This window comes from Corynebacterium sp. LK28, assembly GCF_014335105.1.
GTDB lineage: Bacteria > Actinomycetota > Actinomycetes > Mycobacteriales > Mycobacteriaceae > Corynebacterium > Corynebacterium macclintockiae.
Genome location: NZ_PDGZ01000014.1, coordinates 198,623 through 214,023, shown reverse-complemented (window position 1 = coordinate 214,023; position 15,401 = coordinate 198,623). Strand labels below are relative to the sequence as shown.

General features: G+C 62.4%; 12 protein-coding genes. 8 read left to right on the top strand and 4 right to left on the bottom strand.

Annotated features, from left to right (window positions below; translation table 11 throughout):
- Window positions 1-16: 16 nt before the first annotated feature.
- Entirely contained in the window at window positions 17-847 is an 831-nt protein-coding gene (locus CRD15_RS09100) for a DUF3097 domain-containing protein (RefSeq protein ID WP_034967876.1), read from the bottom strand.
- A gap of 25 nt (window positions 848-872) precedes the next feature.
- Here CRD15_RS09100 and CRD15_RS09095 point away from each other — a divergent pair, with 25 nt between their 5' ends.
- Entirely contained in the window at window positions 873-1,649 is a 777-nt protein-coding gene (locus tag CRD15_RS09095; protein ID WP_187402374.1) for a hypothetical protein, read from the top strand.
- Window positions 1,650-1,655: 6 nt separating this feature from the next.
- Here CRD15_RS09095 and CRD15_RS10160 read toward each other — a convergent pair whose 3' ends face one another.
- Both CRD15_RS10160 and CRD15_RS09085 read right to left on the bottom strand, forming a co-directional pair.
- Window positions 1,656-3,422 (bottom strand): DIP1281 family NlpC/P60 protein, encoded by a 1,767-nt coding sequence (locus CRD15_RS10160; RefSeq protein WP_287861813.1) that lies wholly within the window; start codon window positions 3,420-3,422, stop codon window positions 1,656-1,658.
- A gap of 401 nt (window positions 3,423-3,823) precedes the next feature.
- Complete coding sequence (locus CRD15_RS09085; protein WP_034981940.1) at window positions 3,824-4,351, bottom strand: DUF6676 family protein; 528 nt, start codon at window positions 4,349-4,351, stop codon at window positions 3,824-3,826.
- 223 nt (window positions 4,352-4,574) lie between these two features.
- Here CRD15_RS09085 and CRD15_RS09080 point away from each other — a divergent pair, with 223 nt between their 5' ends.
- The 5 genes from CRD15_RS09080 to CRD15_RS09060 all read left to right on the top strand — a co-directional run bounded on the left by CRD15_RS09080 (window position 4,575) and on the right by CRD15_RS09060 (window position 10,514).
- On the top strand, window positions 4,575-7,385 hold the full coding sequence (locus tag CRD15_RS09080; RefSeq protein ID WP_034967892.1) for an aconitate hydratase: 2,811 nt from the start codon (window positions 4,575-4,577) through the stop codon (window positions 7,383-7,385).
- A 105-nt stretch (window positions 7,386-7,490) separates the two neighbouring features.
- Complete coding sequence (locus CRD15_RS09075; RefSeq protein ID WP_034967895.1) at window positions 7,491-8,060, top strand: TetR/AcrR family transcriptional regulator; 570 nt, start codon at window positions 7,491-7,493, stop codon at window positions 8,058-8,060.
- A 31-nt stretch (window positions 8,061-8,091) separates the two neighbouring features.
- Window positions 8,092-8,361: an ACT domain-containing protein gene (locus CRD15_RS09070; RefSeq protein ID WP_034967899.1), complete on the top strand. Its 270-nt coding sequence runs from the start codon at window positions 8,092-8,094 to the stop codon at window positions 8,359-8,361.
- Window positions 8,362-8,380: 19 nt separating this feature from the next.
- Window positions 8,381-9,754, top strand: coding sequence for a PFL family protein (locus CRD15_RS09065; RefSeq protein ID WP_034967902.1), 1,374 nt, complete (start codon window positions 8,381-8,383; stop codon window positions 9,752-9,754).
- A 1-nt stretch (window position 9,755) separates the two neighbouring features.
- A complete protein-coding gene (locus CRD15_RS09060) occupies window positions 9,756-10,514 on the top strand; it encodes a hypothetical protein (protein WP_043015170.1) in 759 nt (252 codons plus the stop codon).
- On the opposite strand, the gene CRD15_RS09055 is transcribed toward CRD15_RS09060, so the two are convergent.
- A complete protein-coding gene (locus CRD15_RS09055; protein WP_034967912.1) occupies window positions 10,491-10,970 on the bottom strand; it encodes an Lrp/AsnC family transcriptional regulator in 480 nt (159 codons plus the stop codon). The two genes, CRD15_RS09060 and CRD15_RS09055, sit on opposite strands and share 24 nt — an antisense overlap.
- 236 nt (window positions 10,971-11,206) lie before the next feature.
- Between CRD15_RS09055 and CRD15_RS09050 the strand changes: the two genes are divergently transcribed.
- Window positions 11,207-14,605 (top strand): indolepyruvate ferredoxin oxidoreductase family protein, encoded by a 3,399-nt coding sequence (locus tag CRD15_RS09050; protein WP_043015171.1) that lies wholly within the window; start codon window positions 11,207-11,209, stop codon window positions 14,603-14,605.
- Between the two features lie 34 nt (window positions 14,606-14,639).
- Window positions 14,640-15,383: a glutamine amidotransferase gene (locus CRD15_RS09045; RefSeq protein WP_034967919.1), complete on the top strand. Its 744-nt coding sequence runs from the start codon at window positions 14,640-14,642 to the stop codon at window positions 15,381-15,383.
- Window positions 15,384-15,401: the final 18 nt, after the last annotated feature.

Sequence of the window (15,401 nt, the reverse complement as noted above, 5' to 3'; positions counted from 1 at the left end):
GACCCTAATGGTTACTTCAGTACTCCGCCGGAACAGTCACGAAATCGATGAGCCGTTCTACTGCGCCGATCAGCGTGGAATCTAGGTCGCGGAAAGTCTTGGCCGCCCGGGCGACGCGGCGCCATCCGTCTTGCGGGCTGCCCCAGCCGAGCTCCTGGCACACGCCTGTCTTCCAATCGATGCCGCGGGGGATCTTCGGCCATTCGCGGATGCCCACGCTGCTGGGCTTTACAGCCTCCCAAATATCGATGTATGGGTGCCCGGTGACCATCACGTGTGGCCCGAGGGATTCGGTTAGGCGCGCTTCCTTCGTCCCCTCCACGAGGTGATCGGCGAGTACGCCGACGCGACGGGTTGCGGAAGGCTGAAACTCGGCCAGGCGCTCCGGCAGATTGTCGAGACCCTCTAGGTACTCGACCACCACACCTTCCACCCGCAAGTCATGCCCCCAGACTTGTTCGACGATCGCAGCGTCGTGGATGCCTTCCACCCAGATGCGCGAGGGGGCGGCAACCTTCGCCTGCACTCCTTCCACGCGACGCGAGCCGGAGTTCGACGTGCGCTGCTTCGGCGGAAGCATCCTGGGATCTACGTAGCGAGTCAAGGTAATAGGCTTGCCTTCGAGTAGGAAGGCGCCTTCGCGGAGCTTGAAAAGCCGGGTCTTTCCGTAGCGGTCCTCCAACCGGATGAAATCGCCGTCGGCCGTCTTCTCCCCACCCACGACCGCGCCGACGAAGTCATCGGCGATGACCTCGACCACCATTCCCAGCTCCGGCGTGACGCGCGGGAAGCTGGGCTTGTGGTTGCGGGAGTGGCCCTTCATGATGTCACCGTAATTGAAGCTCATGGCCAACCAGCTTAGGCTAGGAAAAATGACTGATCCGGTACCGACGTGGCTTGGGGCGCAACTATGGTCGCCCGTGCAGAACACTTCCCTATGGTTGGCCTGGTGGCTGCACGGCCTCATCGGCGCCGACGAAGTGATCGATGCCTTCCACGCCACGCAGGGTAAACACCATCGCCTGGAACCCGACGGTGGTGGCCTGGTGGAACTTCTTGGCCAGGTGCGGGCCGTGACCGATGAGGCAGCAATCGGGGTGAATGAGCGCCCCCTGATCCAACTGATGCTGTCTGGCCCCGGCGACCCGCCACTGCTGCCGGTGGGGACCGAGGGGGCGTCACTCATCGTGGCAGATCGCGATCCCTTGGTGAGTCACGTGCTTAGCCCCAAGGTTATCGACGCCCACCTGGTCAGCTGGTCCTGGGATCAGATAGAAGGAGCGACTCCGCCCCTGCCGGTGTACTCTCCCGGCGAGGCGGATCAGCTGCTGCGGGAGGCGGCCGACCGGGCGACGGCCATGGTGAAATCCGCGGGCCATGTTCCCCGTGGTGCGGCGGCGTTCCAGCGGGCAGAACTGGCCGTGGGGGCGCTCGATGACGCGTTCGGACTGCCCGGGATGCCACCCGGGGTGCCCAGCCGCGCGGCGAAGCTGATGGCCAGGGCGGATCAGGTGGCGGCGATTGTGGAGGTCACCCGGCGATCCGAGGTTGGAGCGAGCCTAGACCCCCATCTCATGCCAATGCTCCGGGCAGTGCGTACTGCCCGGATGGTGGCTGTGGATTATGCGCAGCGGGAGTTGCTGCGCTAGGGGGGATCACTCGATCATTCGGACAGCCATAGGCTGCATGCCGCCCCAGCGAACGTCGGAAATCTTCACGACATCGCCGGACTGCGGGGCCTCGATCATCTTGCCGTCGCCCAGGTACAGGGCAACGTGACCCGGCCAGAACAGCATGTCACCGCGCTTGGCCTCCGAGGACGGAACTTGCTTGCCGGCGGTGTACTGGTAACCGCTGTAGTGATCCAGCTTGAAGCCGACACCGTAGAAGGCGTACATCATCAGACCAGAGCAGTCGAAGCCGACCTTGTTGTAGTCGCCGTGTGCGTCGGCCACGCCGCCGTCGCGGATGCCCTTCGTTGGGCCGTAGAAGTTGCCGCCACCCCAGGCGTAGGGCAGGCCGAGCTGGCTCTCTGCGCGCTTGATCACGCGCTCGATCTTTTCTTCCGCCGTGCCGGAGGTGTCCGGGGCGTTCGGATCGAGGGCCTGAGTGAGGACATCAGCCGGGTTGGCAGGAGTTTCTGCCTCCGGGGTTTCGGGAGCTTCGGCTGCGGGGGTCTCCGGTGCCTCAATTGGGTTATCCACGTTGGTAACCCGCCCCATTGCGCGGTCGTATTCCTTGCCTGCGGTTTCCCGACCTGCGCGAGCGGCAGCATCCAGTGCACCCTCCGGGTTGCCGGACAGCGCGGTGTTGAAGCCAGCCATCGCGGCGGACTGAGCAGCCTTCGCTAGGCCGTCGATCGCAGACTGGCGCTGGTTGTCTCCGCCGACGTTCTGGTCGTAGGAGCTGCGCAGCTCCGCCGGCAGTTCGGGCAGGGCTGCGGGGTTGCCCAGGGAACCCTGCGGTGCTGGAGAATCGTTGGTCGGCTCGGTGGACTCGTTGGTTTCAGTAGCCTTCGGAGCCTCGGTAGTGGTCTCCGACGTGGTCTCCGGAGCCTTGTCCGCCGGGGTCGTTTCTTCGGTCGGCGTGGCGTCAGTGTTGTCTACAGTGGTGTTGTCTACAGAGGCGCCAACCTTCTCAGCTGCCTTTTCGGCGACCTTACGCTTATCCCAGCTGGAAGCCTCCGGGTTCTTCTTGGTGAAGGCCTCGACTGCAGCGCGGGCGTCGCGCAGAGCCTTCTCTGTCTTCTTCTTCTCGTCGAGCAGTCGCTTGTACTCAGCCTGCTTGTCGGAGAGCTTCTGTTGGGAATCCCGCAGAGTATCGCGAGCGGTGTTGTACTTCTTCACCGCATCGCCGACAGCGGAGTTCGCCTTGTCGCGTGAATCGCGCAGCGAGGACTCCTCGTTGGCATTCTGGGTGCGTGCCAAATCCAGGCGGTCTACTTCGCCCTGCTGCTTTTTGGCCGCAGCCTGAATGTAGGAGGAACGATCGAGCGTGTCGCCCACAGCATCCGAGCCGCTGGCCGCAAGGTTGATCGGCGATGCATCCCCGCCCTGTGCGTAAGCGGATCGTGCAATGTCGTTCAGCTTGGCTTGCGCCTTGGATACCGCGGAATCGGAGCTCTTGAGACGGCCACGAGCATCAACGACCTTGTTCTGCGCCTTTTGCGCCTGGTCCTGGCTCTTCGTCAGATCAACGCGAGCCTTGTTCGCATCCTCACGCAGGGATCCCATGAGGGTCTCCATGTTGGAAACCTGGGTCTTTGCACGAGAAACCTGGCCGACAAGATCGGCCAGGAAGCTTTCTACACTGCGCTTGTCGTCGTCGGCGTGAGCCGCGAGGGTCGTGGACTGCAGCGTCACACCGGCGGTTACTGCAACGGCCAACACCGTGCGCTTACGGCTTGTAGGTCGTGGTGTCACGATCGATTCTCCTGAATGTTTACAACTGGCTTTGAAGCGAGTGAAACCCTCGGTCCTGCTGGCCGCACTTCCCCATGCGATCAGTACAGGTCCCGTCGAGTGTTCTCTCAAGATTCACTTCGAGATCAACTCGTTTCAAAAGTTGACATACGGAACCCTAGGCCACTTCAGTCAAGGCCGTAAACTTTTTCACCACGAATCTCACGAATCGCAATAGTCACATAAGTAACGGCAAATGCCTTGACCTGCAAAGAGTAAGAGAAAAGAATTTAATGTGATTTATGTCACATTTGTTAACGCGTCGGCGTGTCTTGTTGCACCTAACGTGAGGTGCACTCAAATCTTTAAACTTGACATAAAGAAAGGTCAAGCACTCAGGCTTGACCTTTTTAAAACGTTATCTAAGCACGCTTGTTTCGCAGGTTAAATAACGAAGTGATTAAGGCCGCAACGAGCAGCGCTAGAAGCACTCCAATGTTGGCCAGCCCCGTGGGTGCCTCGTAGCTCGTTGCTTGCTGAAGGAACTCTTGCGTTGCGCCAGGATTACTGTTTGCGCCGTAAAGAATCTTCGCGTTGGATTCAATCGCAAAACGTGGCAGATTCTCCGACACAGCCGTTGCTTGATTCGGGGACTTCAGGATGACCGTGTCCGCATTTGTCTGATCGAGGATCTTCTGCGCAATGTCGCGCAGGCTGTTGTGCATCGGGCCATCGTTGTTGATGTAGCCGATCTTTAAGTTGCCTATTTTGGACGCCGACTCTCCCCTGGTCGCCGCCTCCACGATTTCTTTCAGTTCTTTGGATAGCCCGGCGGTTCCGGATTCAACCTCGGTGGGGAAACCTTCGGCCACATAGACTGGGGCGTCATTAAAAGAAGCAATGAGCTGCGCGGTGACGTCCGAGGCGTGGGGCGAAGGCGAATCTGTCATGGGGATGTTTTAGCACCGAAAGAGGGGTGGGGGTGCTGGCGACACGCTTAAAAGTCCAGGATTCGCAGCAGAACGAACGTACTGTTAAAATTTGGCGTGACGTCGCGGGAAGAATGCTGCCACAATGGTAAGCAGAGCCTCCGGCGCACATAAACGCTGTGCGTCGCGGCGACCACATCGACGACGAAACAACGACTAAGAGAAGAGATTAAAGGAGCTCACTGTGGCTGAAAGCATCAACTCCTTCAATTCCAAGAGCAAGCTGGAGGTCGGCGAGAAGTCCTACGACTACTTCGCTCTGAACGCTGTGCCGGGAATGGAGAAGCTTCCCTACTCCCTGAAGGTTCTCGGCGAGAACCTGCTGCGCAACGAGGATGGTAAGAACATCACTCGCGAGCACATCGAGGCCATCGCCAACTGGGATCCTTCCGCAGAGCCCAACTTCGAGATCCAGTTCACCCCGGCCCGCGTCATCATGCAGGACTTCACCGGCGTGGCCTGCATTGTTGACCTGGCTACCATCCGCGATGCGGTTGTGGCACTGGGCGGCGACGCAGACGACGTGAACCCGCTGAACCCGGCCGAGATGGTCATCGACCACTCCGTCATCATCGAGGCATTCGGCAACGCCGATGCTCTGGAGAAGAACGTTGAGATCGAGTACCAGCGCAACGACGAGCGCTACAAGTTCCTGCGTTGGGGCACCGGCGCGTTCGAGAACTTCCGCGTTGTTCCTCCGGGAACCGGCATTGTCCACCAGGTGAACATCGAGTACCTGGCACGCTCCGTCTTCGACAACAACGGTCTGGCATACCCGGATACCTGTGTTGGTACCGACTCTCACACCACCATGGAAAACGGCCTGGGCATCCTGGGCTGGGGTGTCGGCGGCATTGAGGCTGAGGCTGCAATGCTCGGCCAGCCGATCTCCATGCTGATCCCGCGCGTTGTCGGCTTCAAGCTGACCGGCGAGATCCAGCCGGGCGTGACCTCCACCGACGTCGTTCTGACCATCACCGACATGCTGCGCCAGCACGGCGTGGTCGGCAAGTTCGTAGAGTTCTACGGCAAGGGTGTTGCAGAGCTGCCTCTGGCTAACCGCGCCACCATCGGCAACATGTCCCCGGAGTTCGGCTCCACCGCGGCTATGTTCCCGATCGACGAAGAGACCGTGAAGTACCTGGAGCTGACCGGCCGCGACCAGGAGACCCTGGACCGCGTCGAGGCTTACGCCAAGGCTCAGGGCATGTGGCTGGATCCGGAGAACGAGGCAGAGTACTCCGAGTACCTGGAGCTGGACCTGTCCACCGTCGTTCCGTCCATCGCTGGCCCGAAGCGCCCGCAGGATCGCATCGAACTGACCGACGCCAAGGCACAGTTCCGCAAGGATCTGCACAACTACATCGACGCCGACGCATCCGCTGCTACCCCGGAATTCGACGCAGAGGGTCCGGCTACCGAGAACACCTCTTCCCAGCCTGCCGACGCACCGGCATCCGCTGCAGACGCTAAGGGCAACGTCCTGTCCGCAGCTGCTGGCGCAGAAGGTCGCCCGTCCAACCCGGTCACCGTCAACTACAACGGCGAGGACATCGAGCTGGACCACGGCATGGTCGCCATCGCGTCCATCACCTCCTGCACCAACACCTCCAACCCGTCCGTCATGGTCGGCGCTGGCCTGCTGGCACGCAACGCTGCTGCCAAGGGCCTGAAGTCCGCTCCGTGGGTTAAGACCTCCATGGCGCCGGGCTCCCAGGTTGTTAACGGCTACTACGAGAAGGCGGGCCTGTGGAAGGACCTGGAGGCCATGGGCTTCTACCTGGTCGGCTACGGCTGCACCACCTGTATCGGTAACTCCGGTCCGCTGCCGGAGGAGATCTCCGCAGGCATCAACGAGGGCGACCTGGCTGCCACCGCTGTGCTGTCCGGTAACCGTAACTTCGAGGGTCGCATCAACCCGGACGTCAAGATGAACTACTTGGCTTCCCCGATCCTGGTTATCGCCTACGCCATCGCCGGCACCATGGACTTCGACTTCGAGACCCAGCCGCTGGGCCAGGACCAGGACGGCAACGACGTCTTCCTGAAGGACATCTGGCCGTCCACCCAGGACATCGAGGACGTTATCGCTTCCTCCATCACCAAGGACCTGTACACCGAGGACTACGCCAATGTCTTCGAGGGTGACGAGCGCTGGCGCTCCCTGGAGGCGCCGTCCGGCAAAACCTTCGCTTGGGACCCGAGCTCTACCTACATCCGCAAGGCTCCGTACTTCGACGGCATGAGCAAGGAGCCGGAGGCTGTCAACGACGTCAAGGGCGCACGCGTCCTGGCTTTGTTGGGCGACTCCGTGACCACCGACCACATCTCCCCCGCATCCACCATTAAGCCGGGCACCCCGGCCGCTCAGTACCTGGATGCCAACGGTGTTGAGCGCAAGGACTACAACTCCCTGGGCGCACGTCGTGGTAACCACGAGGTAATGGTTCGCGGTACCTTCGCGAACATCCGCCTGCAGAACCAGCTGCTGGACGGCGTTTCCGGTGGCTACACCCGCGACTTCACCCAGGAGGGTGGCCCGCAGTCCTTCATCTACGACGCTGCGATGAACTACCAGAAGGAGAACACTCCGCTGGTCGTTCTGGGTGGTAAGGAGTACGGCACCGGTTCCTCCCGCGACTGGGCTGCCAAGGGCACCCTGCTGCTGGGCGTGAAGGCCGTTATCGCCGAGTCCTTCGAGCGCATCCACCGCTCCAACCTGATCGGTATGGGTGTTGTGCCGCTGCAGTTCCCGGAGGGTGAGTCCTGGAAGTCCCTGGGCATCGAGGGCACCGAGACCTTCGACATCGAGGGCATCGAGGAGCTCAACAACGGCTCCACCCCGAAGACCGTTAAGGTGACTGCTACCAAGGAGAACGGTGAGAAGATTGAGTTCGACGCCGTGACCCGCATCGATACCCCCGGTGAGGCAGACTACTACCGCAACGGCGGCATCCTGCAGTTCGTTCTGCGCAACATGATGTCCGGCAAGTAAGGATTAACTCCTTACGCATAGAGCGGTGATCGGCGCACTCTTCGACCAGAAGAGCGCGCGGGTCACCGCTTTTTCGCCCCTACAGCACTAGAGGTTTAGAAAAGAATGCCCAAAGTAAGCGAGACAGACCTGGCAGAACGCAAGGTTGAGATCCTCACCGGAGCCCGCCACTGCTTTGCCACCTTTGGCTACGACGGAGCCACCGTCGCGCGCCTGGAAGAAACGATCGGAAAGTCGCGAGGTGCGATCTTCCACCACTACCGGAACAAGGATCAACTGTTTCTAGCGGTGGCGCACGAAGACATGCGCAAGATGGCGAAACTGGCTGCCGACGAAGGGCTTATCGGCGCAATTCGAACCCTAGTCCAGTCAGATGACTTGACTGATTGGTGGGGAATGCGGGTCGAGATCACCCGTCGAGTGAATATGGACCCCTGCTTTGCCGCCAAGTGGGAGCTAGATCAGTTGGCGCTGCGGGACACGGTGCGCACCCGCCTGCAGGAGCAGCGCGCCAGCGGTCGAATACGGGCGGACGTCGACGTGGAAACGATCGCCCAGACCCTGGAACTGGTTTTGGAAGGCGTGCTCGGTCGGTTGGCGCAACAACAGGGAACGCTGGGGCTGTCCGACGCACTGGATTTCGTAGAGAACTCCTTGCGTTCCCCCGGGCACTAGGGTGTCTGGCCCGGTGAGTAGCATATAGTTCATGATCGCAATCATGACTGTGACCGGGCTGGATCACACCGGAATTATCGCCGCCGTGTCCACTGCCCTGGCTGAATTGGACGTCAATATCCTCAACGTCTCCCAGACCATCATGGACGACTACTTCACCATGATCCTGCACGTGCGCATCGACGATGCGAAGTTCGGCATCGCCGACGTGCAGGATCGCATGGCGGAGGTCGAGAAGCAGGAAAAGCTAGTTATCCGCGTGCAGTCGGAGGCCATCTTCTCCGCCATGCACGATGTATAAGGGGCCGGGGGTATAAGGCATGAATCCACGGCGTGGCGTCACTAATCAGAGCAACGACATCCTCGAGACCATCGAGATGATCGAGAAATACCGCCTCGACATCCGAACGGTGACAATGGGCATCAATCTGATGCCGTGTATACGGGAAACGATGGAAGCCACCGCGGAGGCGGTGTACGAGCGAGTGGTCGACTACTCGCGCAACCTCGTGCCGGTGTGTCAAGGGATCGAAAGGGAGCTGGGGATCCCGATCGTCAACAAGCGTATTTCGGTGACCCCGGTGGGAATCCTCGCCTCCGCAGTGGAGGGCAACCCGGTGCGGATCGCCGAAGCGCTGAACCGCGCGGCGACTGAGGTGGGGGTTAACTTCATCGGTGGTTACTCCGCGCTGGTGGACAAGGGAGCCACCCGCGGCGAGCTGGATCTGATCCGTTCGCTGCCCGAGGCGCTGAACGAGACCGATGTGGTGTGCTCGTCGGTGAATGTCGGCAGCTCGAAGGCGGGCATCAACATGAACGCCGTGCGGGAGATGGGGCAGGTCATCAAGGACTGTTCCACCTATGGCCCGGGCGGCACTCTGGCTTGCGCGAAGCTCGTTGTTTTCGCCAACTCTGTCTCCGACAACCCGTTTATGGCGGGCGCCTACCACGGCGTGGAGGAACAGGACTGCGTGATCAACGTTGGCGTGTCTGGTCCGGGCGTGGTCGACAGGGCGGTCGCCGAGATGGAAGGGGCGACGCTGAACGAGGTCTCCGAGGAGATCAAGCGCGCGGCGTTCAAGATCACCCGCACCGGCCAGCTGGTCGGCGTGATGGCCGCGCAACGACTGGGCGTGCCCTTCGGGATCGTGGACTTGTCGCTGGCGCCGACCGCGGAGCTGGGCGATTCCGTGGCGCACATCCTGGAGCACATGGGTCTGGGGCAGGTGGGCACCCACGGCACCACCGCTGCCCTGGCGCTGCTCAACGACGCGGTAAAGAAGGGCGGGATGATGGCGTGCTCGCGCGTCGGTGGCCTGTCTGGTTCCTTCATCCCAGTCTCGGAGGACAAGGGGATGATTGATGCGGTGCGTTCTGGCGCGATCAGTATCGACAAGTTGGAGGCCATGACGGCTATCTGTTCCGTCGGCCTGGATATGATCGCCATCCCGGGCGACACCCCGGCAGAGTCCATTGCTGGCATGATCGCCGACGAGGCCGCCATTGGTGTGATGAACCATAAGACCACCGCCGTGCGCGTGATCCCGGCCGCCGGTACCAAGGTCGGCGACAATGTAGACTTCGGTGGGCTGCTAGGCTACGCGCCGGTCATCGGCGTGAACTCGGCCAGCAGCGCGGAGTTTATTAACCGCGGTGGCTTCATCCCCGCACCCCTACACGGCTACAGGAATTAGCGTGGCAGATATCTTCAGGTACGGTCGCTCCTCCGTGATCATCGACGACCCGGCCGACGGGTTGGCCTATGGCGAGGAAGTGGGCACGTTCGACGAACGCTGTTCGCTGCCTGCCGGATCCGCTGCCATCAATGCCGCCCTGTCCAGCAATGGGCGCATGCCGGTGGCGGGCAACTCCGCCGGTTTCAGCGCGGTACAGATTGTTGTGCTTGTCGTCGGGTTGGCGCTGGCCGCATTCGGCGGTTTTCTGGCCACCCGTGGCAGCACGCAACCGCTGGTTATTGGTGCGGTGTTGGGAGCGATCGGCCTTTTGATGGTGGGGATCGCATTGTACAGTGCAACGAAGCGCCGCGGGAGGCTGCGCATTTTGGGCAAGGCTTGGGCGAATGGCTGGCTGCGTTTTGCTCCGGTCCGTGTGGGCGGGGTGTGGATCTCGCGTGTGTCGACCCATAACGACAACGGGGATGCTACGAACACTGACCACCGCTACTACTACAAAGCGATGGCACAGGCTCACCCCACAGACGGTAGCGAGCCATTTACCTTCCGCACCGGCGAGTTCAACGCGCCGGCCGATTGGGAGGGCCGCCCCTACGACTTGAAAGTGGCTGACCGACCCATGGATGTCCTGGAACCGGAGTACACCAACGGTTGGACCATCTGCCGCTACATCGCGGGGCAGCCGGAAACCGCGACGATCGCCACCGATCTTTCCGCCAAGCAGGTCAAGGCCGCGCTAGAGGCCGCCCAGGTCCGCTAGGGCATCCAGCAGCTGATCGTGCCGCGGCGGGATGCGGGAACGCAGGATGATTTCCGTCCTGGTCCGCTGCACCCCGTCGACCTCCTGCAGCTGCAGCGTGATCTGTTCCAGGTGTTCGTGGTCGCGCGCCACCACTCGGCACGACAGATCGTAAGGGCCAGCGATCGAGTGTGCCTCGGTGATCCAGGGGATCTTCAAGAATTCCTGCGTCGCGCGGGTGAGCGTTCGCTGATCTAGCGTGACATGCACGAAGGCGCCTAAAGGGAAGCCCAGGGCGGCCGGATCGAAGTGGGGTGCAAAGCTGCCGATCACTCCCCTTTCCACCAGCTTTTCTATGCGGCTACTGACCGTCGCGCGGGCCACCCCGAGTGCGCGCGCGTACTCTCGCATCCCGGCCTTGGGACTTTCGCTGAGGAGCCTGCATAACTCGATGTCTGTTCTGTCGAGGTCCTTCATCGTTCTTCCCTTCTTAGTGACGCCACAGGCCTATTGCTAAAAAGACACATACTTTCGCAGCCAAATCTATTGCCGCATGGGTAAGACATTAAGCCATTGGCCTAATTTCCTGGCTGTAATTCTAAAAAAGCTTTGCTTTGTGAAATATTTTCCCGAGGTTGCTTTCAGTGCCTGTTGTCTCAACCTATTGTGATTCAAACCACACATTGACGGAATAGACGAAAGGATGAGCAGCGATGACCTCCACCTTCATCCCCACTACGACTCCCACCGAACAGGGCCTCCCCGACTACACCCAGTCGCGCTACCGGGAGAAGTCCGGGAACGTTCACCTGACAGGCATCCAAGCGCTGGTTCGCGTGGTACTGGATCGCGCGGAAGCGGATCGGGCGATGGGCCTGAAAACCTCCAGCTTCGTGTCCGGGTACGAGGGCTCTCCCCTGGGTGGATACGACCTAGAACTGGGACGCCGGGGATCGCTGCTGGAGGAATTTGATGTCCAGCACTTCCCTGCCGTCAATGAAGAGTTAGGCGTCACTGCCGTCGCAGGTTCGCAGATGACTGACCGAGCGACGGCAAAAGAAGGAGTCGACGGCGTGGTCGGCTACTGGTACGGCAAGGCACCGGGTCTGGATCGCGCAGCGGATGCGTTTCGCCACGCCAACATGACCGGCACCAGCGGAACGGGAGGCGCGGTGGCCTTCGTGGGCGACGATCCGACTGCGAAGTCCTCCACTATTCCCTCGGCCTCGGGGCGCATTCTGGCTGACCTCGGGCTACCCACGCTGGTTCCGGTGGATGCGGGAGATATCCTGCGCCTTGGCGCGCACGCCGCATGGATGTCGCGTTACAGCGGGCTGTGGACCGCGCTGCGGATCACCACGCCCGTCGCCGACGGCTCGGCCAGCGTCGACCTGGAGGCCATCCGGGAGGCAACGACCCCGCGCGGTGTGGAGCGCGGCGGGAAGCACGTGCCCGAGGCGCGCCTGCTGGGCAAGCGACTGCTGGACTTGGATGACACACGCGTCGGCGAGCGCCTGGAGCGCGCCCTGGAGTACTCCCGCGAACACCAGCTCAACCGCTGGTGGCACGCCCAAGAAGGCGACCGGGTGGGCGTGATCTGCGCCGGCAATACGTCCCTGGAAGTAGCGGAGGTCGTGGGCGACGCGCAGGTGCGAATTTTGCAGCTGGCGATGACTTACCCACTGGATCCGCAGGAGCTCGAGAGCTTCTGCGCTGGCCTGGATGTGCTGGTCGTGGCCGAGGAATTGGGTACCCACCTCGTGGAATCCGTGCGCGCATGCCTGTACGACCTGCCGGTCCGCCCGCGCATCGAGCACGTCAATGATCCCCTCAAGCAGCTGCCGCGGCTGCTGCGCGCCGAGGGAATCGAGGTTGCGGGGCTAGAAACCGGCCCGACGCGCATTGCCCTTCCCCTGGCCGTGCCGAACCGTATTCCCCACTTCTGCTCCGGCTGCCCGCACAACCTATCAACCCGTGCGGACGAGGACACGCTGGTCGGGGCGGGAATCGGCTGCCACGCCATGGTGATGATGATGGACGACAAGCGCGTGGGCAAGGTGATGGGCACCGCGCAAATGGGCGGCGAAGGTGCCCACTGGATCGGCATGCACCGCTTTGTCACTGAAGAGCACTTCGTGCAGAACATGGGCGACGGAACCTTCCTGCATTCGGGATCTTTGGCTCTGCGGGCGATGGTGGCGTCCAAAGTAAATGCGACCCTCAAGCTACTGCACAACGGCACGGTGGCGATGACCGGTGGCCAGGATCCTGTCGGGCAGCCGAGCCTGGCGGGGCTGGTTGACATGGTGCGGGCCGAGAACCCAGCCAGGATCGTCGTGACCAGCGACGATGTGCGCCGTACCCGCAAGGCGCTGGCAAAGTCAGGCGTGCAGGTGCGCCCGCGCGAGGAGCTGGCGCAGGTGCAAAAGGAACTGGAAGGCATGGAGGGAATCTCCGTGCTGATTCACGACCAGGAGTGCGCCGCCGAGAAGCGCCGCGCGCGCAACCGCAAGAAGCGCGCCCGTCCGGCCGAGAAGATCGTCATTAACGAGCGCATCTGCGAGGGGTGCGGCGACTGCGGCGAAAAGTCCGGCTGCCTGTCGCTGCAGCCCGTAGACACCCAGTTCGGCCGCAAAACGCGCGTCGACCAGACGAGCTGCAACGTCGACCGTTCGTGCCTGTCCGGTGACTGCCCGGCGTTCACGACCGTTGTTGCGACCGACGTGGTACGCCGTGTGTCGGATATTGACGCCGACATGCTTGACCCCGCCCCCGCCTGCGACCTCGACGGCGCGCGCCCGTGGAACATACGCATCTCGGGTGTCGGCGGCACGGGCGTGATGACTGCCTCAGCGGTGATCGCCACCGCCGCGCACCTGGACGGACTTGCGGTGCGCGGCACGGACATGACGGGACTGGCGCAGAAGGGCGGGTCTGTGGTCTCCGACCTGCGGATTTCCAAGAAGATCGGCCAGCACACGGGAACCGTTCCACAGGGCGGCGCAGATTTGTTGATCGCGCTGGACGGCGTGACCGGCGCGGAGGACCCCAGCACCTCGGTGCTGAACGCACAGCGCACGACTGCGGTGCTGTCGAACTCCGCGACTCCTACCGGGCAGATGTGCACGGACGTCACCGCGACCCGCCCGGACGGCGTGCAGATCGCAGGTGCGCTGGGGCAGGCTGCGCGCCGCGCGATTATCACGGACGCCATCCGCGTCTCCAGCAAGCTCTTCGGCGAATCGACCTTCCAGATCCTGCTGCTGGTGGGTGCTGCGGTGCAGGCCGGTGCCCTGCCGGTCACCCCGGAATCCATTGAAAAGGCGCTGCGGATCAATGGCAAGAAGGCGGGTGCGAACATCCAGGCCTTCCGTCGTGGCCGTCAGCTGGTCAGCCGACCGGAGGCAATCATCGAGCTGCTGGGTGTGGAGCCCGACTATGCCCAGTACATGGAGGTTGAGCCACAGTCCCACACCCGGGCGCGCATCGAAAAGGTGCTGGAGCCGAGCCTGGTGGACGAGGTTGCGGTGTTCTTTGATGAGATGGAGCGCTGGGGCTCCGACCAGGATGCCGAGAGCTATCTGACCGACGTGCGCGCGGTGTACGCCCACGAGCGCCGGGTGAACCCTGACGGGCCGGCTGAGCTCACCCGGAGCTTCGCCACCGGGCTGCACAAGCTGTCGGCCTACAAGGACGAGTACGAGGTCGCCCGCCTGGCCCTCGACCCCGGCTTCGCCGAGGCACAGGGAGATGCGCAGGTTACCGTGCAGTTCCAGCCGCCGCTGCTGCGGGCTCTGGGGCTGAACCGGAAGATCGGGCTGGGTCCCCGGATGCGCCCGGTGCTGGGCGCGCTGGCGAAGGCCAAGCGCCTGCGCGGTACGCGCCTGGACGTGTTCGGCTACGCGGAGGTGCGCAAGCTGGAGCGCGAGTTGGTGCGCACCTACCGCGCAGAGATTCTGCGCCAAGCCCGGCAACTGCGCACGCCCGAGCAGGTGGCACAGTTGGCTGAGCTGGCGGGCGCCGCGGACGGGGTGCGGGGATTCGAGCAGAAGAAGATCGACAGCGCGAAGGAATTGTTGGGAAAGTTGGCACGCGGGGGCGTCAAAAAATAGGAAATAGACCAAGCGGTCTATTACAGTAACGAATGTGACTTTCGTACTGCTATGCCCCCGCAGCGGAGCCGAGGTGCTCGCCGCGGAATACGCCGACTTCCTCAGCTACAGCGGCCTCACCCCCGCCGAGCTGGAACAGCGCCCCCTGGATAACCCGGGGGCGGATCTCGGCAGTTTCGACGGCGTGGAGGGCGTATTCATCGGCGGCTCGCCGTTTACCATCACCCGGCCGGTCGAAGCGGAGTGGCAGGAGGAAATCTCGCAGAAGCTGGTCGACTTCATCCAGGTCGAGACCGAAAGGCAGCGCTTCGGCATCTTCTCCACCTGCTACGGCACCTCCATGCTGGCGCACTACCTGGACGGCGAGGTCAACAGCACGTACTCGGAATCGGCGGGCACCAGCGAGGTTTCTCTAACTGACGCCGGACGCATCGACCCCATCACAGGTGCGCTCCCCGACCGATTCACCGCACTGACAGGGCACAAGGACTCGGTGGTGCGCGTGCCGGAGGAAGCCACGCTGCTGGCCACCGGCGAGACCTGCCCGGTGCAGATCTACCGCTATCGCGAGAACTTCTGGACCAGCCAATTCCACCCCGAGATGGACGCAGCGGGCATCACTCGGCGCCTGAGCTTCTACGAGGACGAGGGCTACTGCGACCCTGAAGAGATCGCGGAAACCTACGCACGCTTCGAGGGGCAAGATACGGCGGCGGCGAACTCGCTGCTGCGGCGCTTCGTGGAGCACTCCCGCAGCTCGCTGGGGATGGCGGGCTAGGGTCGACGGCAGGGCTAG